Source organism: Bacteroides sp. PHL 2737 (genome assembly GCF_004115325.2).
Taxonomy (GTDB): domain Bacteria; phylum Bacteroidota; class Bacteroidia; order Bacteroidales; family Bacteroidaceae; genus Bacteroides; species Bacteroides hominis.
In genome coordinates, this window is record NZ_CP040630.1 from 1,519,828 (window position 1) to 1,538,588 (window position 18,761).

The following is an 18,761-nucleotide window of genomic DNA, read 5'->3' on the forward strand; positions in this document are numbered from 1 at the left end:
AGTCTTTCTCACTGGCGGTGGGCGGGATAAGCCATACCTTTGCAAAAAAAACATAGAGTATGAAAAACGCAAAAATTACTATTGGACTTATCGGGCTATTGCTAATAGGTCTTGTTTCTGTGAGAAAAGAAGGAAAGGTACAAGAAGCCGGTTTACTATTGCAAAATGTGGAGGCTTTGGCTACAGGAGAGTCGTTTCCGGATGGAGAAATAGCCTGTTTCGGTGACGGATCTGTGGACTGTCCGTTCACATATCTGAAAGTTGAGGTAGTATACCGTGAAGAATAATGGGACGGCCCATTAAACTTATCGGCTATTTATGCTTTCTGATGACACTTTGCTCATGTAAAGAGACCAAAGAGCAGCAAATATCCCGTTTGATTCACGAATGGGAAGGTAGAACGATTGTCTATCCCGCTGATTGATATAACATTCAGTGTTTTGGGAAAGGGCAGTGCCGACTATTCGTTTCCTCAAAATGAATATACCATAATGATTTGCATATTTCAAAGGGAGAAAAGGAAGCTTCAATACACATACACAGACTTGCAACCTTTGTTAATGAAGCTCCTCATACCCCATCATTATCAACCAATACGAAAGGAGGTGATGTGTGCAAAAGTAGCAAATTCTATCAAAACAGGAAAAGGTTTTTGATTCCACCTTAAAAGGAATGAGTGTCATGTTTTGGCACAAATGTCTATAATTTTTCCACACATAGTATGTAAACCTATGCAGAAACAGTTCTTTTTTATAGTAATTCTTTCATGCTTATTGTCGAGCTGTAATTTGAGGGATAATACGAATATCTCAACATTCGATAAGGTAATAGAAGTAAAATGCGAACAATCAGATACAGAATTATTGATTAATATGGGATGGATTGGTTGTGTTGATACTTTTTTAGTAATGACCCATATCGCCCAAAAGGACTTTTGCAGTGTATATTCGATACCTTCAGGAATGAAAAAAATATATGCTTATGGATCTTTAGGAAATGGTCCGGGTGAATTTCTTCAACCGATGATTACATACGCTCATGAAAACACATTTGGTTTGAACGATATCAATACGCAAACTTTGGCTGTAATGTCTTTGAATGATAGTAAAGATGGTATGGTTATTAAAGAGTTATCAAGAAATAGAGTACCTTATAAGCGTAAGAAAGGTGAACTAAATCCGGCAGATTATAACTTTGTGAAATTGGATGACAGACATTTTGTTTCGCTATTATGCGGAAAAGATGGAAGTTTCTTTTCGCTGTTAGATAGTAATTTACAACCATTACAAAGATTTGGAAATTCTCCTATTGAAGGAGAATTGTCTATGCAATCGTCACGAATGAATTTAAAGGGGTGTTTATCTGCTTATGAGGGCAATATGGTATTTACTCCTAACAAATTGCCATACCTTGCAAAATACCATTTGGAAAACGATGTCATGATAAAAGATTGGAGTTTTTATTTTGATAAATCTTTTTATGAATGTAAAAACAGCGACCTTCTGTTTAGTAAAGAAAGAAGTTTTGGACAAGTATTAGATTTAGCAATGGATGACAAGTATATTTATGTATTATATTTAGACCAGCTATTAAGTGATTATGATTTTAAAGACCCACATAAATCAATGGCAAACAAAATATTAATTTTCGACTATAAAGGATTGCCTATTGCAAAATTATTATTAGATAAAAGAATATACCGGATAGCTTTATGCACGAAGTTGCATAAAATAATAGGATTGGGTAATATGCCTGAACCTACTTTAGTATCGTTCGATAACATTCCATAATTTCAGAAGAGAGTGGGGCATTTCGCTGCGACTAAGTCCCTATATTCGAATTTATCATTTGGTCCTGTTAAGCATCATTTGTATCATTGTTAGGTATATCATGGTTTGTGAAGTTTCTGGAAGTACTTCGTTGTCTTTACTGAGCCTTCTAAAACTTTCGAACCATGAAAAAGTTCTGTCCACAATCCATCTTTTGGATGGTACTGTGAACTGTTTGGCGGCATCAGGCCTGAGTATGTTTGCAGTGTGAATAACTACCACCGGAATTATGCCAAGCGTATCAATGTGATGAGAAGTTCTTACAGTTTTGGAATCTATGGGGCTGATAGCTTTGCCAAAAGCTTTTCGGACCGATTCTCGGAGATGGTGCATCAACTCCTCAAAGACTCTTTCCAACTTCCATTTACGGAAATAGAAGTAAATGGTTTGCCAAGGGCCAAATTCCTTGAGAAGCATTCGCCACTGACAGGCGGTCTTAGTAAGGTACAGCATAGCATTTATCATCTTACGTAAAGGATGTTTTCGTTTCCTTTCTTTGGTTTCTACTATATTTTTTATAACTTACCACTGTTTATCAGTTAGGTTGGTTGGATAATTACTCATAACTTATGTTTTGGTAGCCATAAAGTTAAGAAATGATATTTAATTAATCTACTGATAAATAATATGTTATATTAATGTTTTATAATTCAAAACAGCTTCTAAATATCTTAAAAACAATAATTGTGAATAGAAAGAATTGTCAGGTTTTTTTTCGCTATCATGATAGTCGTTTGTTATCTGTTTTTTTATTCAGATGCAGTTCGGGTGTTAATGACGGAAGTGGTGAGTAAAAGTCTTGCTGCTTCTAAAGAAATTTATTTTCGATCGGCTAAAATTGATTCGGTATATAGGAAGCATGAGGGGTATAAATACTTTCGGTTTGTGAAGAAGCTTGATGATGTGGAATTATCAAGTAACCTTGTTGAAGGCTCAGACTTGGTACTGGTTATAGTTGATGATAGATATAAATTACCTGATTGTGAACATTTGGTTAGTCTTTCTGCCGATGCATTTCCATTTATTCTCCTAGATAGTGAAGAGGATGTCTCTTTTGTTGTGTCATGTGTGGTGAAAGATTCGTTATATCGTTATCGGTTGAAAAGAGAATAGAAGGAAGGAAAGAGCTGACTGTTGTGTGGTGATGGCATTTACTGGTTGTTTTGAATTTATTGAATCATCACAACTGCCAGCTCAACAAAAAGGTGAATTTGTTTGGGAAGTCAATGGACTTACATTTGATTATCTGGAGAGGAGTATCACTTATCGTAAACAGACTTGTATACTCCGAAAACGAGTTGCTGAGGTATTGCTGGCATTTCTTAAACCCGATCATTTGCTGTTGAATGAAGATCTGAAAAAACTATTCTGGAAAGAATTAGAGGATGTAGATTCTTGTATGGAACGCAGGAACCGACTGATTACTGATTTACGTACCGATTTAAGTAAAATAGGGGCTAATCTTGGTGTTACTTTGGTAAATGGAGGCTATCAACTCCACTTTCGTTCAGAAAATAGTAAGAAATCAGTGAAAAATCAGTGAGAAATCAGTCTTTCTCACTGGCGGTGGCCGAGATAAGCCATACCTTTGCAATAAAAACATAGAGTATGAAAAACGCAAAAATTACTATTGGACTTATCGGGCTATTGTTAATAGGTCTTGTTTCTGTGAGAAAAGAAGGAAAGGTACAAGAAGCCGGTTTACTATTGCAAAATGTGGAGGCTTTGGCTACAGGAGAGTCGTTCCCGGATGGAGAAATAGCCTGTTTCGGTGACGGATCTGTGGACTGTCCGTTCACATATCTGAAAGTTGAGGTAGTATACCGTGAAGAATAATGGGACGGCCCATTAAACTTATCGGCTATTTATGCTTTCTGATGGCACTTTGCTCATGTAAAGAGACCAAAGAGCAGCAAATATCCCGTTTGATCCACGAATGGGAGGGTAGAACGATTGTCTATCCCGCTGATATGACATTCAGTGTTTTGGGAAAGGACAGTGCCGGTTATTCGTTTCCCCAAAATGAATATACCATAATGACTTACGTGGATTCGGTGGGCTGCACCAGTTGTAAATTGCAACTTCCTACATGGAAATATTTCATTTCTATGGTCGACACAATGGCAAATGGAAAGGTATCTTTTCTCTTTGCTTTCCATCCGAAAAACAAAAATGAAATCTCTTTTCTATTGAAAAGAGATCGATTCCTTTATCCGGTTTTTATCGATGAAAAGGGAGGTTTTGATGCTTTGAATCATTTCCCTTCGGATGTGAACTTTCAAACTTTCCTTTTGGACAGTCAGAACAGGGTGATTGCGATTGGTAATCCTGTCCATAATAAAAAGGTGCGTGACCTTTATTTGCAAATTATTACCGGACAGCAAACCGGAGTCGCTACCTCCTCCCAAACAAAAGTGGTTTTGGATAAAAACCTCGATGAAATGGGCGATTTTGATTGGAAAACTCCCCAGACTGCTACTTTTAGTTTGCGGAATCTTGGCGATCATCTTCTGATTATCGAGGACATAAATGCTTCGTGTGGCTGTACATCCGTCACTTACAGCAAGGAACCTGTGCCTTCGGGGAAGTCTGCTGATATTCAGGTTACTTACCGTGCAGAACATCCCGAACATTTTGAGAAGACCATTACTGTATATTGTAATACTCCCACCTCTCCAATACGTTTGAAGATTCGGGGTAATGCGGTTGATAAAGAAAACTAATAGTTAACCTTAAAAAAATATGGAGAATGTTAGCCTATGGAAAAAGTTTGATTTAGAAGGCAATTGGATTGCTTTTCCGTGGAAATGATAAGCGGGAAATTATTGGAGTGCTTATTATCGATATTTTTTTCATTTCTTTTTATTTATTACTATGAAGGGTTATAATATTTTTTTCTTTATACCGTTGTTGTTTTTATTGCTTTCTTTGCACGCTTGTACAAGTAAATCAAAGAAAGATATGGAATATGTAAAAGGCTGGCACGGCAAAAAAATAAGTTTACCTTCGGAAAGTGATTTTTTGTTATTTGGGAGAGACTCAGTGGTATATGACTATAGCTCTTTTCCATATAAGATTGTTCTTGTAATTGGAAAAGAACAATGTATAAGTTGTAAGTTTGATGTGGCTAAATGGCAAGAATTGATTCAACAAGTAGATTCTATCACATCTTTTAAAGTTGGTTTTGTTTTTGTGTTAGAGCCTATTTATCAGCATGATGTCTACGTGATGTTGAGATCTCATCAATTTATGACTCCAGTATTTATTGATACTAATAACACATTTAGAAGTATGAATAAAATATCAGATAATGATTCTCATGTTTGGTTGTTGGATTCTAACAATAGGATTATTTATATTGGAGATCCAACTGTTAATCAAAAGATAAATAAAGAATATATGGAGTTAGTGAGAACTAACTATTTGTTTAACGATAAATAAAAGTGTATTATGAAAGTAAAGTTATTATTTGTGATATGTTTAAGCGTTTTTTCGCTGTGTGGTATTTATCATGTTCAAGCGAACAAAGAGGATAAAAACGTATCAACTTTAGTATTACAAAATATTGAGTCATTGGCTCAGAATGAAGGAAATAGTGATCATGGAAATATTGATACGACTCTGGAACCTTATTATTATCTGAGTTCTAGCGATTATTGGTTACCGGGGATGAATGGTACAACTGAAATTCCCTGTTGTGAAAAATGTGATAGTAAATACAGTGGATGTGCTAAAGGATTAGCTCGTTGTTAAGAGATTATTGTGAGGCTGATCAGAAGTTAGATAGTATAATAATTATTTTTCATAAAGGTGTTTATAAATTAATATATGGTTGCCTTTTCAACTTTTGATCAGCTTCTTTAAAACAATATTTATGAAGAAACTGAATCAATTTTTATTGGGATTATTACTCGTTGGAAGTGCGATAGCCTGTCATCGAGAAACATCTTTGGAAGAGAGAGATATAGTAATTGATCTGTCTGTCTCTAATCCATATCTGCCGATGTCTGTATTGGTGGACACCATTGAGTCTGTCAGGCTGCAATTACCTTCTCCTTATTTTTGGGGTATGGTCGATAATGTAATTTCAAAAGATTCTTGTTATTACATTTCGGATAGAAAGCAAGAAATGGCATTCCGGTTTGATAAGAATGGTACTTTTTTGAATACGATTGGCCAGCGGGGTGAGGGACCGGGAGAGTATAGAGAGATGGACTCTTTTTTCGTAGGAAAAGATTGTGTTTATGTCTGTGATATGGGTAAACGGACTATTTATTCTTACGGTTTTGATGGAGAATTTCTTCATTCGTTGAGTTTCCCTTATTCTCTTGTTTTCAATGATGTTGTTGAGTTGCCGGATGGCCGTTTTCTCTGCCATCGTCCTTCTCAGTCTGAAAACTGTAAGGGGCTTTGGATTCTGGATCAGAAAGGGAGAAGAGTGAAGAACTTATTAGAATATGAAAAAGGGACTCCTTGCAAGAACTCCTATTGGAATACGCTGTGTGCTCAAGAGGATGGAACTATAAAAATCTATAATCCGGTGGATGGAAGCTATTATCAATATGATGCTGTGAATGATACAGTGGTAAGAACCATGAGGCAGAAGTCTAATTTGCCTATGTTGGCGGATTTTCACTGCTCGGACCGGGAATTGTACGAGACGAAAGAGGAGTGTACATACAGTCTTTTCACGGTGGATGGAAAGAATCTTGTTTTCTCTCTTTGGTCTTTTAATTCACCCAATAAAGGGATGTGGTCTGTCTATTTTAAGAAGGATGGACGGATAGAGCAAGGAAATTTGACCAAGATGGATATTCCGGGATATTCGGAAATGGGACGTCCGGTTTCATCTAATATCCCTAATACATTTGTCACAGTTTATACAGATGAATTCCCGAATGATGCATTTCCGTCCGCTTATCAGCAACAGGAGATAAATGAGCAAACTGCGATACTTAGTCTTTTGAGATTAAAATGACTATTCTGTTGATTTTTAAATAATCATAACTATATAAACTGAATTTAAGATATGCATATCATTAAAGTAATATTTAGCCTTGCACTAATATTGAATATTTGCGTTAGTTGTCATGAAAATGATGACACCGCATACTTCAATGGTAAAATTCAAACGATTGAAGATAGTATCAAAGACACGAAGAAAGCTACATTGAAAATACTTCCATTGGATGGAGCGAATTTTGGATGGCTATCCACATACGACTCACTGATGTTTTTTATGAATCCTAAATTACCGGATCGCTTTTATAATATATTTAATATAGACACCGGAAAAGAAATAGGCACTTTTTGTTATAGAGGAAGTGGTCCTGGGAAAGTTGCCGCTTTGGGTTCGATTTTTCATTTCTTTAAAGAAAAAGGGGATCTGAAAACTCTACTGTTCGCTCCTAATGAAGAGAAGCTATTTATCTGGAATATAACTCAGTCGATCAAGCGGGACACCACTGTTATGGATAAGCAAATCTCCTATCCCTGGAGAGAGGAGAATGGAGGTGCTCCATACTATTTGATGTTTCTGAAGGATGAAAATACATTAATTACAGAGTTACAGCCGTTCCCGCTTAATGATAAAGAAGCTACTTTGCCCGTTTATCAAAAACGGACACTTGACACGAATAAGTTGCTGAAGAGCTTTTCAAGCTATAAGAAGTCGATAAGGAACGATGAAGCTTCCATTCTGCCGGAGTCTTTTTTCTACTCGAATGATGCCATTAAACCGGATGGAACTAAAGTGGTGCAAGCTATGGTTCATCTTGCGCAATTGAATATTCTGGATCTTGAAACAGGTCATGTGAGCGGCTATCGTTTGGAAGGTGAACCGGACTTTTCTGTTTTTAAAAGTGATGAAAAAATAAAGTCGTATTTTACAAGGGTTCAGGCGGATGACAATTACATATATGCAGTATATTGGGGAAAAGAGCGTTGGGAACGTTTTGAGACTCCACACATGAATATCATTCATGTATATGATTGGGATGGGAATCTGATACAAAAAATAGAGACGGATTATAGCATTGGGCAGATGTGGATAGATCCTATCCGAAATAGATTATATGTGACAAATCCCCAAATAGATGACGTGCTTTATTTAGACCTGGATGATTTCTTGGTTCCTAACACAGGCTTATGAATTCATCAACTAAAATAATAGGATTGCCTCCGATGTCAAATTCAATCCTAAAACATGAATATCTTAGAAAGAATAAGTCTGAATAGAAAATAAGCATTTGTTTTAACTATGAAATATATACTGTTTATCCTGTTAGTTTTAACTTTGGCAGCTTGTCAATCGGAGAAAGATAGGCGGTTGGAATATGCTTTGGAATTTGCCGGCGATAATTGCGTGGAGCTTGAAAAGGTATTAGAACATTATAGAACCGATCCGGAAAAATTGGAGGCAGCTCGTTTTTTAATTCGTAATATGCCGGGATGGTATTCTTATGAAGGAAATGAACTCGATTCTATTCATCATTTATTAGTTGGGGTTTGTGAAGGGCGTCCTATATCTAAAAGGGAGAAGAATAAATGGAACAGAATTTCCTTTGACTCTCTCTCCAAGATATATGACGCCCAAGTGATAACAGCGGAATATTTGATAGATAATATAGACCTGGCTTTTGAAGTTTGGAGGAAATATCCTTGGAATAGAAATTTGCCGTTCGATGATTTTTGCGAACTGATATTACCTTACAGAATAGCCGATGAACCTTTATCGGATTGGCGTAAATTGTATTATGAAGATTATGGAACTCTACTCGATTCTCTTTATAAGGGGGATGATGTTATTGAAGCTTCTAAGATCATTGACGGGAAACTGAGAAAGCTGTATTACATCTACAATACTGATTTTCGGATACCTCACTTGGATGCTGTTTTTCTTTATCATAATCGGATTGGTTATTGTCGTGAAGCATGCGACCTGACAATATATGCTATGCGTGCTTGTGGAATTCCTGTTGCGACCGACTATTTTGTTTATTCACCCGATTATCAACATTATCATTGTTGGACGATGTTGCGTGACACAACGGGAACTTTTCTTCAATTCGGATTTAATGAGTTTGAAGCGTCACGTGATACCTTACGGCATGACGGAAGGAAAAAGGGGAAGGTGTATCGCTATTGTTTTGGCGTACAACCTGAGAAAATCTCCGGGATTTCGGGCAATAAACGGTTGTATCCTGTGTTTAGAAATAGATTTGTGAAAGATGTGACATCTGAATATTTTGGAAGCAATGATACGACAATACCGATACAAATACCTGGAGAGCAATACATCTACTTAGGGATATTCAGTCCCGGCGGATGGATTCCTGTAGATATGGCACTTGGTAATGCGGGTAAGGTTACTTTCCGGGATATAGAACCCGATGTGATTTATCAGACTCTTTATCAGGGAGATGGAGGAAAACTTTATCCGGCGGGATATCCGTTCATATCTAAAAGGGGGGGTGAGTTTGTTTTGCTGAAACCCAATATCGATTTGATGGAGGAAGCTATATTAAGGCGGAAAATGCCTCAGCAAAAGACAATTGCGGAATGGGCTTATCGAGCAGTTATAGGGGCAAAGATTGAAGCTGCCAATGATTTGTCATTTATACATGCAGATCTGTTATGGCAATTTGAGGATACGCTTACCACCAATTATTGCATATTAACTCCGCCTTCAAGAAAGAAGCATAGGTATGTGCGGTATGTTGCTCCGGCAGGGAAAAGAATGGAGTTGGCGGAACTGGCACTATTTAAGGATTCACTGTGTCAGGAGAAGATTCGGTTGAGGAGGATAAACAGTATAGAACCGATTGCAAAATTAGAGTATGTTACAGATGGCAATATATTGACTTATTTTCAGGCACGTGATACATCTTCTTATCTGGCCTATGATCTGGGAGAAAGTATGCCGATTGAAAGAATTGTTTTCTCTCCGCGTAACGATGATAATTACATTTGGCCCGGGGATAATTATGAGTTATTCTATCAAGACGGAATCAATGGATGGAAGTCATTAGGCAGGAAAGTGGCGACGGAAAGAAAAATTGAATTTTTAGTTCCGCAGAATGCCTTATTGTGGTTGAGGAACTGTACCAAAGGACGGGAAGAACAGGTTTTTATCTATAAAAATGGAAGGCAAACTTTTACGTTTGATTTATAAAAGTCGGGTGTGCGATGGTGTATAGGTGGATATGTTATATATTTGTGGGTCTAATCTTAATTGGTGTACTATGGAGATATTGCTATTAAAAGACATGCGACTTAAACTTACAGCCGTTTTAGGAATATTATTCTTGGTTGTTTCATGCCAAAGACAACCGGAGGAGGTGTCTATTCCTGTTTTACCGTTAGATTTAACTTCTGCTACTTCTGTTCCTTATCAGGTGGTACGGACTGATTATTTATTCTCTTATCCGGAGTGTATGTGGATAGATGGTGATTGCTTGATTGTTCAAGATAAACGGGCTGTTACCAAACTTTTCCATCTGATAAACTTGACGGATGGGTTATTGAAAGAAGAGTTTTGTCTTTGGGGAGATGGACCGGGGGAATATTCGGATGCAACTTTGAATACTGTATGGGACCGGACAAAAGGAACTTTATCTTATTTTAGTGCCAATAAAAGGGCTCTGGTAACTTATCGTAAATATGGAGACTTTTTTAAATATAGTGATAGTCACTTTTTAAGGGGGATGGAAGGAAGCAAAGATACACATTTTAAAGAAATGATTCCTTGTGGTAAGCATTATATCGCCTTAGGGGAGCGTGGCATATTTCAACAGAGGCGTTTTGCCGTATTGGATAGTGCTTGCCAGATTATGAACCAATTGGGAAACTACCCCGCATTGTCAGATTTGCTGGTGGATCCGGAGAATGATTTGCAAAAGATGCTATTTGATCCTGCTTTGTTTAAGATATCTCCCGACTGGGGAAAAGCCGTTTTTGCAACTTATAGGGGTGCGTTAATTCAGTTCTATGATTTAAAGGGGCTGCCCGATTCAATACATCATGTGTACTCCAGGCAACTGGAGGTACCTATCAAAAAGTCGCAAATCTCAAAAGAACATGAGGGGTGGGTTTATGGCTTTGAGGATGTTTCTGTGACTGATAGTGCCGTTTATGCTATTTACAATGGAGAAACAGCAGAAGAGAATCCTTTGTTAGGGAAAAAAATTTTAGTATTTGACTGGCAAGGCAACCTTCAGAAGATATATCAGTTAGATTTAAACTTGCGTTGTTTGACAATTGATGAACGCAGACATTGTATTTATGCCGTTGGTTACACAGAAGAAGATGGCTTCTTTTTGGTGACTATAAATATGTAATAATAAAGATGTGTGCTTATTACTAACTGGATGAATTAATATTGTTAATTCTGTTGTGAACCTCTTTTTTCCTGAGGACTGAAAGGTTTAGTTCATCATCAGACTCATATACGGTTGCATCTCGCACAGTATTTTTTCTGATAGTTCACCGATGGTCATTCGGGTGTGTGCTCCCGGTAAGCGGACCTCACTGGTCATGCACTTTCCATTGCAAAGATAATAATATCCGTTATTGGCTGACAATTGTTCATCGGTCAGTTCAATGTTCATTTCTATTTCCGGATGACTGGCTGCGTAGAGCTGAAGAACTGTCCGGGCATCAATGACACGTGCCATTCCTAATGTTTCGTTGGGCAGGGAGGCTACAGGAGGAAGTTGAAGAATGATCCGGTCGGTGCCATTCCTTAGCCCGGCCCGGCAGAGCAATTGTGCCCGGACAGCTTCATTGTCAGCAAATAACTCGTTGATATACGAGGTATTATCGTGTTTATAGACAACAGCTATACCCGTTATTCGATTGTCCTTTCGGGCTACGAGAGCGGTATTTTGTGTCAAGGCAAGATCGGCAAGAACTACTTTGAAATCAGTAGACGTATGTTGTAAACAACAGGTACGTTCTGATAATTTGCCGTTCAAATATTGATAAACATCTTCTTGGTATTCTGTAACTTCCTCAATGCTGCCCGTTTCCGAATCGGCAGGTAATTCTGAAAGAGAGAAGGATTGGTGAGAGATGCGGAAAACCGGGGCATAACCTGCTTTTGCATAATAACCGAACAACCAGGGTTCAGCGGGAATAAGCGTACTAAACAGGACACCGTTGCGGAGCATACGTGCAAAACTTTGTGACAGTAGTTCGCGCATCACTCCTTTGCTTCGATAGTCGGGATGAGTGCATGCGCCGGATATGTATGAAGTAGGCACGGTTTGACCACAAAACGTCATGGGATAAGGGAGCATTTGGAGCGCAGCAATCACTTCTTCGCCACTTTGGATGGCTAAGTTGACTTCGTTGTTATAACGAAGCCGGAAGTAGAGTTCGATGAATGCTTCGCTATCATCGAAACACAATTTCCATAATGATTTTACCTGTTCTCTTATCATCAGTATGCTACCATTTTATCATTTCTACAGGTTGTTCTTTCAAACAAGCCATATATTTCTCCAGAATCGTTTCCGGGTGATATGAGAGCTTAGCTTTACGCAACCCTTCTATTCCCAAATCTTCTTCACGGTTGATGTAAATATATTGTTCGGGGATGTGGTTGGCAAATTCGTAATTGATCATGGCATAAGCTCCATCAATATTCGTATCTGCTTTTTCTACATGTACACCGAAGGTTTCTTTATTGATCGGCATGCCGAAAGTAAAAGCTACAATCTGACCATTGACATGCAGGATACCTCCCGTTAATCCTAACTCTTCGAAATGGTTGAGGGCATAGAGCAAAGCACGGCGCTCGTTTCCGGTTCCCTCCTGCTGGTCACAGTCATTGGCTTTGCACCATTTTGCTTCCAGTTCCAGACACTCCTGGATTCTGTCTTTGGTGATCGGAGTGTATTCGTAATCAGGGTATGTGTTGCGAAATTTGTTGATGTGATTCCGCTTTGACTGGAATTTTTTTCCCTTCAGTGTTGCGAGATCGCTGCGCAAATAAATGTAGTCGGCATAATCACGGTCAACCGTGAATCCAAACTGACCGGGCATGATAGCCTCAAGGTCTTCGCGCATACACGAACAGACACCCAGCATACAAAAAGGTTCGCCCTCCTGCCGGGCATCCTCAACCAGTTCGTTCAATACCTTTTCGAGGTTTCCTTCACCGACAGGCATCATATAAGCCAGTTCATCACCGGCCCAAAATTTGAAAACCAGAAAATTATCGACTATGGCAAACTTGGTGTGATACAAGAACCGCCAGCTGCATAAGTTTGAAAAAGATAGGTCGCAGTTGCGGCGACAACTATTCATCGTGTAAGCTGTGATGGTATCCTTATCCTGGATCGTTATATCTTTGAATGCGATCATAAAGTTTTTGTTTCCTAATTAACTGTTTATATATAACAAAGATAAAACGATTTTGTTAGAGAATGCCTAACATTCGTAAAATAGTTGGAGTCAACAATGCGGTAAATATACCGTTGAGTGTTAAGCCAAGACTTGCATAGGCTCCGTATTTGCTACTGATGTCCATAGCCGTTGAGGTGCCGACGGCATGTGCGGCCGTACCCATGGAGAGTCCTTGAGCTATAGGACTACCTACGTGCATGATTTTCATGGTCTTGAAACCTAATACAGCACCCAGCAGACCTACACATACTACTACAGCTGCTGTCAGTGACGGAATTCCCCCCAATGTTTTAGTGACTTCCATAGCAATCGGAGTGGTTACCGATTTAGGAGCAAGTGACAGAATTACTTCCTGCGAGGCTCCCATTAACTTGGCTATCAATACTACTGATATCACACCGACGATACAGCCGGCCAATTGGGACAGAATGATGGGAAGCAGCTGCTTTTTAATGGTTTCAAGTTGCAGATATAAAGGAACTCCAAGTGCTACGACTGCCGGCTTCAGCCAAAATTCAATCAGATGTCCACCCTGATTGTAAGTCTCAAAAGAGATGTTTGTTATTTTGAGGAAGATAATAATGACTGCAATAGTCAACAGGATCGGATTTAGCAACAGAATTCCTGTCTTTTTCTGTAAAAGCTTGGCAAAGAAGTAAATCCCAAAAGTGATTGCCAACAGGAAAAATTCATTTTCTAAATAGTTCATTTGAGTTTACGTGTTAATTGATGAACCCATCCGGTGATGACAAGCACCAGCAGGGTACTGACTAAGGTAGCTATCACAATCGGCCAGAATTGCGCCGCAATGATGTCGAAATACAACATCAGGGCCACTCCCGGGGGGATGAAGAAGAAACCAAGATTAGCAACCAGAAAGTCGGACATTCCTTGCACCCAATGCAATTTGATCCAACCTAATTTTAAAAAAAGGGTGAGCAGCAACATCCCGATGATGCTGGACGGGAGCTTAATCCCCGTGAGATAAACAATCAATTCACCCAAAGCCAAACAGCCAAATAAAATGGCACACTGACGTATCATACTATTACCTATTGAATTTTGAAAACGTTGCAAAGTTATGAAAAATAGAGTTAGGGTATCAACTAATATGGTACGAAGATTCTTTTTTAACAGTGGGCAACTACAAAAAAATCAAGAAAAAGTAAACGAAATGGATTACTTTATCTATTTTTGCAAAATGAAAAACGAATATACATAACGAATATTAACTACTAAAAACAGAATTGACATGAAAAAGAGTTTATTAATCAGTGTTTTTGCAACACTGGCAATGATGATTTCTTTAAATGCATTTGCACAAGAAAAAGCGACAGGTAAGGCTTATAAAGCAATTCAAAAGGACGAAAAAGTAATCAACAAAGATTTGCAGAAAAAAGCGATTAAAGAAGCCCGCAAAGAGGCGAAAGCGTTGGCAAAAGAAGGCTTCAAGACTCCGGTAGGTAAATTGCCGTTGGACAAACAGCTGGAAAATTCATGGGAAAAACAGATGGAAATCGATATGAATGGCAATCCATATTGGTATATAGCAACTGCAAGAGTGATTGGTGGAAATCAGTCGGCTGCGGCTATGCAGGCAACCAATACTGCTAAGATTGACATTGCCGGACAGGTTCAGACAAAGGTGACTCAACTGATTGAATCGAAAGTTGCCAATGACGATATGGGACAGGAAGAAGCGGCCAGCCTGTCGAGTGCTGTAGCTGCCGGAAAAAGTATTATCAGCGGAACGTTGGGGCGCACTATTCCTTTGGTGGAAGTGTACAGGACATTGCCAAATAAAAATGTTGAGGTAATGGTTACCATTGGTTACAGTCTGGAGGCGGCAAACAAAGTTGCTGTCAAAGCGCTTAGCGAAGAATTGGCTAAAAAATCACCGGAACTGGCTAAAGAACTGGATAAACTTGCTCAGTGAGTTTTAATATAAAAAGGCAAACTGAATGAACGTAAACAGGCTATTAGGAATTTTAGCTGTACTTTTATTGACCGCTGCCAGCGCTCTTTACGCGCAGAAACCCGTAAAAGTGAAAGGTGTACAAGGGCGTTGGCAGGTCAGCGATGACATCACATTGAAGCAGGCGGAAGAGCGTGCTTTTATGGAAGCAAAGAAAGCTGCTTTGCAAAAGGCGGGCGTGATGGAGAATGTGTGGTCTGTTTTTGGGCAGATTACCCAGGAAGACGGACAGGAGCTCCACGAAGCTTATTCGCAAATGAATGTGCTTGCTATCGGAGGAATGGTGAATATTACTAATAAAAAGGTAGAAGAGGTTTGGGACACAGATACACGCAGCTTGTATAAGGTAGTAACCATCGATGCCGAAGTGCAGAAAGAGGATAAACCGGACAGTTCGTATGCTCTCGAAGTGAAAGGGGTGGAGACACTCTATCGTGAGGGGGATGTGTTTCACTGTAAATTGACTGTACATGGTACGGATTCATACTTGAAGTTTTTCTGGTTCGACAGTAATGGGGGAGCTTTGCTTTATCCTAATAGTTACGAACCCAATACGTTGTTGAAAGCCGGCAAAGAATATTCGATTCCTTTCAGTAATGCTGTGGACTATCGTATGGAGAAACAGCATAACAAGGAGAGCGAGAAGATAAATATGATGATGGTGGCAACTAAAGAGGATATTCCGTTTACTAAAGAGGTCACTTATCAGAATGTATTAGAGTGGGTGTACTCTATTCCGGCAGTTCAGCGTTGTGCTTTTTATGATATGGTACTTATAAAATAGTGGTTCCCGAACTACTGACCGTTAATCATTAATCACTTATTATGATGAAAACGAAATTTTACTTTTCTTTCGTTTTTGCGTCACTCTTTCTGGTTCCATCCGTTGCTATGGCACAGGATGTGAACTATCAGAAGGAGTTTGATAATTTCCAAAAGAAACAGCAGAAAGAATATAAAGACTTTAAAAATAAAGCAGACGAAGAGTTTGCCACATTTCTGAAGGAAGTGTGGCAAAAGTATAATGCCTCTGTGGGGGATTCAATGCCGACGCGACCGGAACCGGTGAAACCGACACTTTTCGATAAAAAGAAACCTGTCCCTGCTCCGGTAGAGATTAAGCCGGCGGCTCCCAAAATACCTGTGTCCGATAGACCGGGAGTAGGGGATAAAGTAAATGTGGAAGTTAAAAAGCCGGATCTGCCTGCGGTAGCAGATAAGCCGGCACCCAGTGTCTATGTACCGGGTAAACCTTATACTCCTGTGAAAGTTGATATCCCGGTTCCGCTGCCCGGAAGTTCGGCCCGTCGCAATGTGATTGAGTTCTATGGTACTCAGTTTGAGGTGGCTACGGATATTATTGAAGACTTTGTACTGGGGGGGACAAGCGAGAGTAAAGTTGCGGCTGCTTGGAGCCGGTTGTGTAAAGCCGATCACGAGCAATTGATTAACGATTGCGTCCGTTTGAAGAATGAGCACCGGATGAACGACTGGGCATTCTTGCTGTTCATTAAACAGTTAGGGGTACAAATGTGTGGTGCTGTCCGGAAAGATGATGTTGCTTTTTTACAGATGTTTATTCTCAATAAATGTGGATATAAGGTGCGTCTGTCTAAAATAAACGATAAGCTGAAGTTGTTGGTGGCTCCGGCAGGAACTATATTCGGTGTTCCGTATATTACTTTCAAGGGCGTCAAGTACTATGTGTTTGAAGCAGATAAGGGCGGTTCGATGGCTGTTTATACCTACAGTCAGGATTTTGCCAATGCCAAGAATCTGGTGTGTATGGATTTGAACGCTGTGCCACAGTTCGGTATGCAAGAGTTGGGTAAAACAGTGTCTCCTTCGGAAAAATCTCTTCTTCAAATCAATGCGGTTGTCAATAAGAACCTGATGGACTTTTATAAAGATTATCCGCAATGTGAAGTTGCTGTCTACTATAAAACACCCATGAGCAAAGAGTTGAAGAGTGCCCTTTATCCGTCTTTGCAGACAGCTATAAAGGGAAAATCAGAGAAGGATGCTGCGAACATTCTGATTGATTTTGTACAGAATTCATTTCAATATCAGACAGATGGTGAACAATTTGGCTATGAAAAGCCTTTCTTCATGGACGAGAACTTTTATTATCCGGCTTGTGACTGTGAGGACCGTGCCATCTTGTTCTCCAATCTGGTGAAAGACTTGATGGGATTGGACGCTGTGCTGCTCGACTATCCGAACCATATCGCTTCGGCTGTCCGGTTCAACGAAGAAATCTCGGGTGACTACATCTTGCTGGATGGTAAAAAATATCTTATTTGTGATCCTACTTATATCGGTGCACCGATAGGAATGTGTATGGATCGTTTCAAGAGTGTAGCTCCGGAAATAATCCGTTAGTGTTAAATATTATAATAATTGCAGGTTCGGGGTAAAAAATACCCCGAATTGCAATGTTGATATTGCAATATTGTGTACTTTTGCGGCGTGAAATAACACACCCTACTGAATTTATATACAATATTAAATATCTATGCTTAATTTAATTAACTCTATCGTTGCGCGTGCGCAAGCTAATCGCCAGCGCATTGTCCTTCCCGAAGGTACAGAGGAACGTACCTTGAAAGCTGCCAATCAGATTTTGACAGATGAAGTTGCAGATTTGATTCTTTTGGGTAATCCGGAAGAAATTAACGCTGCCGCTGCCAAATGGGGACTCGGAAATATCAACAGGGCCACTATTATTGATCCTGAGAATCATCCGAAGAAAGAAGAATATGCGCAATTGTTGTGCGAACTCCGTAAGAAAAAAGGTATGACTATCGAAGAAGCCCGTAAATTGGTACTCGATCCGTTGTATCTGGGCTGTCTGATCATTAAAAGTGGTGACGCTGACGGACAATTGGCGGGTGCCCGTAATACTACGGGAGATGTGCTTCGTCCGGCTCTCCAGATTATAAAGACATCTCCGGGGATTACATGTGTGTCGGGTGCTATGCTGCTGTTGACACATGCACCGGAATGCGGTCAGAATGGTCTGCTGGTGATGGGGGATGTTGCTGTAACTCCGGTTCCGGACGCTTCACAACTGGCACAGATTGCCGTTTGTACAGCGCGTACTGCTCAGGCGGTAGCAGGAATAGCTGATCCGAAAGTAGCAATGCTTAGTTTCTCTACTAAAGGTTCGGCAAAGCATGAAAATGTGGACAAGGTGGTAGAGGCATTGAAATTAGCTAAAGAGATGGCACCCGATTTGAATATCGATGGTGAAATGCAGGCGGATGCTGCTCTGGTTCCTTCGGTAGGTGCGAGCAAGGCTCCCGGTTCTCCGGTTGCCGGTGAGGCAAATGTGCTGATTGTGCCGAGTCTGGAAGTTGGTAATATTTCTTATAAACTGGTGCAGCGTTTGGGACATGCCGATGCTGTAGGCCCGATTCTTCAGGGTATTGCCCGCCCGGTAAACGATCTTTCACGCGGATGTTCTATTGAAGACGTATACAGAATGATTGCAATCACAGCCAATCAGGCGATTGCTGCAAAGAATGGTAAATAATTAAATCGAAAAT

General features: G+C 39.6%; 20 protein-coding genes and 2 pseudogenes. 17 read left to right on the top strand and 5 right to left on the bottom strand.

Annotation, left to right across the window (positions count from 1 at the left end):
• Positions 1-59: 59 nt before the first annotated feature.
• The 3 genes and pseudogenes from DBK98_RS06290 (at position 60) to DBK98_RS06295 (ending at position 1,790) form a co-directional block, all read left to right on the top strand.
• Positions 60-287, top strand: coding sequence for an NVEALA domain-containing protein (locus tag DBK98_RS06290; protein WP_005779008.1), 228 nt, complete (start codon positions 60-62; stop codon positions 285-287).
• A pseudogene (locus DBK98_RS23565) lies at positions 287-494 on the top strand (hypothetical protein); the annotation flags it as partial. The gene DBK98_RS06290 and the pseudogene DBK98_RS23565, both read left to right, overlap by 1 nt.
• A 237-nt stretch (positions 495-731) precedes the next feature.
• Entirely contained in the window at positions 732-1,790 is a 1,059-nt protein-coding gene (locus tag DBK98_RS06295) for a BF3164 family lipoprotein (RefSeq protein WP_032535545.1), read from the top strand.
• A gap of 54 nt (positions 1,791-1,844) precedes the next feature.
• Here DBK98_RS06295 and DBK98_RS06300 read toward each other — a convergent pair whose 3' ends face one another.
• Entirely contained in the window at positions 1,845-2,294 is a 450-nt protein-coding gene (locus DBK98_RS06300; protein WP_080594400.1) for a transposase, read from the bottom strand.
• A gap of 258 nt (positions 2,295-2,552) precedes the next feature.
• Here DBK98_RS06300 and DBK98_RS23570 point away from each other — a divergent pair, with 258 nt between their 5' ends.
• The 10 genes and pseudogenes from DBK98_RS23570 to DBK98_RS06350 all read left to right on the top strand — a co-directional run bounded on the left by DBK98_RS23570 (position 2,553) and on the right by DBK98_RS06350 (position 11,167).
• Complete coding sequence (locus DBK98_RS23570; protein WP_032535549.1) at positions 2,553-2,942, top strand: hypothetical protein; 390 nt, start codon at positions 2,553-2,555, stop codon at positions 2,940-2,942.
• 52 nt (positions 2,943-2,994) lie between these two features.
• Positions 2,995-3,372: pseudogene (locus DBK98_RS06310) on the top strand (hypothetical protein); the annotation flags it as partial.
• A gap of 65 nt (positions 3,373-3,437) precedes the next feature.
• Positions 3,438-3,665 carry an NVEALA domain-containing protein gene (locus DBK98_RS06315; RefSeq protein ID WP_005779008.1) on the top strand — a complete coding sequence of 76 codons (228 nt, stop codon included), beginning with the start codon at positions 3,438-3,440 and terminating at the stop codon, positions 3,663-3,665.
• Positions 3,665-4,552, top strand: a complete 888-nt coding sequence (locus DBK98_RS06320; protein WP_005810850.1) for a DUF1573 domain-containing protein — start codon at positions 3,665-3,667, stop codon at positions 4,550-4,552. Before DBK98_RS06315 ends, DBK98_RS06320 begins: the two co-directional genes overlap by 1 nt.
• A gap of 238 nt (positions 4,553-4,790) precedes the next feature.
• Entirely contained in the window at positions 4,791-5,270 is a 480-nt protein-coding gene (locus DBK98_RS06325; protein WP_005810848.1) for a hypothetical protein, read from the top strand.
• Between the two features lie 9 nt (positions 5,271-5,279).
• Positions 5,280-5,582, top strand: coding sequence for an NVEALA domain-containing protein (locus DBK98_RS06330; RefSeq protein WP_032535544.1), 303 nt, complete (start codon positions 5,280-5,282; stop codon positions 5,580-5,582).
• A gap of 121 nt (positions 5,583-5,703) precedes the next feature.
• Positions 5,704-6,807, top strand: a complete 1,104-nt coding sequence (locus DBK98_RS06335; protein ID WP_187143819.1) for a 6-bladed beta-propeller — start codon at positions 5,704-5,706, stop codon at positions 6,805-6,807.
• 51 nt (positions 6,808-6,858) lie between these two features.
• Positions 6,859-7,980 (top strand): BF3164 family lipoprotein, encoded by a 1,122-nt coding sequence (locus DBK98_RS06340; protein WP_032535539.1) that lies wholly within the window; start codon positions 6,859-6,861, stop codon positions 7,978-7,980.
• Between the two features lie 108 nt (positions 7,981-8,088).
• Positions 8,089-10,002, top strand: a complete 1,914-nt coding sequence (locus tag DBK98_RS06345; RefSeq protein ID WP_005810824.1) for a discoidin domain-containing protein — start codon at positions 8,089-8,091, stop codon at positions 10,000-10,002.
• A 70-nt stretch (positions 10,003-10,072) separates the two neighbouring features.
• Entirely contained in the window at positions 10,073-11,167 is a 1,095-nt protein-coding gene (locus DBK98_RS06350) for a BF3164 family lipoprotein (protein ID WP_164932440.1), read from the top strand.
• 87 nt (positions 11,168-11,254) lie between these two features.
• On the opposite strand, the gene eis is transcribed toward DBK98_RS06350, so the two are convergent.
• Genes eis through DBK98_RS06370 form a run of 4 tightly spaced genes read right to left on the bottom strand, consistent with a single transcriptional unit; the run spans position 11,255 to position 14,282 of the window.
• Complete coding sequence (gene eis / locus DBK98_RS06355) at positions 11,255-12,271, bottom strand: enhanced intracellular survival protein Eis (protein WP_005778999.1); 1,017 nt, start codon at positions 12,269-12,271, stop codon at positions 11,255-11,257.
• Positions 12,272-12,278: 7 nt separating this feature from the next.
• Positions 12,279-13,196: a DUF2156 domain-containing protein gene (locus DBK98_RS06360; protein ID WP_005778998.1), complete on the bottom strand. Its 918-nt coding sequence runs from the start codon at positions 13,194-13,196 to the stop codon at positions 12,279-12,281.
• 55 nt (positions 13,197-13,251) lie between these two features.
• Positions 13,252-13,947 (bottom strand): LrgB family protein, encoded by a 696-nt coding sequence (locus DBK98_RS06365; RefSeq protein ID WP_005778997.1) that lies wholly within the window; start codon positions 13,945-13,947, stop codon positions 13,252-13,254.
• Positions 13,944-14,282 (bottom strand): CidA/LrgA family protein, encoded by a 339-nt coding sequence (locus DBK98_RS06370; RefSeq protein WP_005784314.1) that lies wholly within the window; start codon positions 14,280-14,282, stop codon positions 13,944-13,946. Before DBK98_RS06370 ends, DBK98_RS06365 begins: the two co-directional genes overlap by 4 nt.
• A 208-nt stretch (positions 14,283-14,490) precedes the next feature.
• Between DBK98_RS06370 and DBK98_RS06375 the strand changes: the two genes are divergently transcribed.
• The 4 genes from DBK98_RS06375 (at position 14,491) to pta (ending at position 18,748) form a co-directional block, all read left to right on the top strand.
• Positions 14,491-15,174 carry a hypothetical protein gene (locus tag DBK98_RS06375; protein ID WP_005778995.1) on the top strand — a complete coding sequence of 228 codons (684 nt, stop codon included), beginning with the start codon at positions 14,491-14,493 and terminating at the stop codon, positions 15,172-15,174.
• A 25-nt stretch (positions 15,175-15,199) separates the two neighbouring features.
• Entirely contained in the window at positions 15,200-15,997 is a 798-nt protein-coding gene (locus DBK98_RS06380; protein ID WP_005778994.1) for a DUF4384 domain-containing protein, read from the top strand.
• A gap of 44 nt (positions 15,998-16,041) precedes the next feature.
• Positions 16,042-17,595, top strand: a complete 1,554-nt coding sequence (locus DBK98_RS06385; RefSeq protein WP_187143825.1) for a hypothetical protein — start codon at positions 16,042-16,044, stop codon at positions 17,593-17,595.
• Between the two features lie 133 nt (positions 17,596-17,728).
• Entirely contained in the window at positions 17,729-18,748 is a 1,020-nt protein-coding gene (pta, locus tag DBK98_RS06390; RefSeq protein WP_005810809.1) for a phosphate acetyltransferase, read from the top strand.
• Positions 18,749-18,761 lie beyond the last annotated feature (13 nt).

Bases quoted from the DNA above. Each gene is read 5' to 3' on its own strand.
- DBK98_RS06290 (WP_005779008.1), top strand. From the start codon at position 60: ATGAAAAACGCAAAAATTACTATTGGACTTATCGGGCTATTGCTAATA.
- DBK98_RS06295 (WP_032535545.1), top strand. From the start codon at position 732: ATGCAGAAACAGTTCTTTTTTATAGTAATTCTTTCATGCTTATTGTCG.
- DBK98_RS06300 (WP_080594400.1), bottom strand. From the start codon at position 2,294: ATGATAAATGCTATGCTGTACCTTACTAAGACCGCCTGTCAGTGGCGA.
- DBK98_RS23570 (WP_032535549.1), top strand. From the start codon at position 2,553: ATGATAGTCGTTTGTTATCTGTTTTTTTATTCAGATGCAGTTCGGGTG.
- DBK98_RS06315 (WP_005779008.1), top strand. From the start codon at position 3,438: ATGAAAAACGCAAAAATTACTATTGGACTTATCGGGCTATTGTTAATA.
- DBK98_RS06320 (WP_005810850.1), top strand. From the start codon at position 3,665: ATGGGACGGCCCATTAAACTTATCGGCTATTTATGCTTTCTGATGGCA.
- DBK98_RS06325 (WP_005810848.1), top strand. From the start codon at position 4,791: ATGGAATATGTAAAAGGCTGGCACGGCAAAAAAATAAGTTTACCTTCG.
- DBK98_RS06330 (WP_032535544.1), top strand. From the start codon at position 5,280: ATGAAAGTAAAGTTATTATTTGTGATATGTTTAAGCGTTTTTTCGCTG.
- DBK98_RS06335 (WP_187143819.1), top strand. From the start codon at position 5,704: ATGAAGAAACTGAATCAATTTTTATTGGGATTATTACTCGTTGGAAGT.
- DBK98_RS06340 (WP_032535539.1), top strand. From the start codon at position 6,859: ATGCATATCATTAAAGTAATATTTAGCCTTGCACTAATATTGAATATT.
- DBK98_RS06345 (WP_005810824.1), top strand. From the start codon at position 8,089: ATGAAATATATACTGTTTATCCTGTTAGTTTTAACTTTGGCAGCTTGT.
- DBK98_RS06350 (WP_164932440.1), top strand. From the start codon at position 10,073: ATGGAGATATTGCTATTAAAAGACATGCGACTTAAACTTACAGCCGTT.
- eis (WP_005778999.1), bottom strand. From the start codon at position 12,271: ATGATAAGAGAACAGGTAAAATCATTATGGAAATTGTGTTTCGATGAT.
- DBK98_RS06360 (WP_005778998.1), bottom strand. From the start codon at position 13,196: ATGATCGCATTCAAAGATATAACGATCCAGGATAAGGATACCATCACA.
- DBK98_RS06365 (WP_005778997.1), bottom strand. From the start codon at position 13,947: ATGAACTATTTAGAAAATGAATTTTTCCTGTTGGCAATCACTTTTGGG.
- DBK98_RS06370 (WP_005784314.1), bottom strand. From the start codon at position 14,282: ATGATACGTCAGTGTGCCATTTTATTTGGCTGTTTGGCTTTGGGTGAA.
- DBK98_RS06375 (WP_005778995.1), top strand. From the start codon at position 14,491: ATGAAAAAGAGTTTATTAATCAGTGTTTTTGCAACACTGGCAATGATG.
- DBK98_RS06380 (WP_005778994.1), top strand. From the start codon at position 15,200: ATGAACGTAAACAGGCTATTAGGAATTTTAGCTGTACTTTTATTGACC.
- DBK98_RS06385 (WP_187143825.1), top strand. From the start codon at position 16,042: ATGAAAACGAAATTTTACTTTTCTTTCGTTTTTGCGTCACTCTTTCTG.
- pta (WP_005810809.1), top strand. From the start codon at position 17,729: ATGCTTAATTTAATTAACTCTATCGTTGCGCGTGCGCAAGCTAATCGC.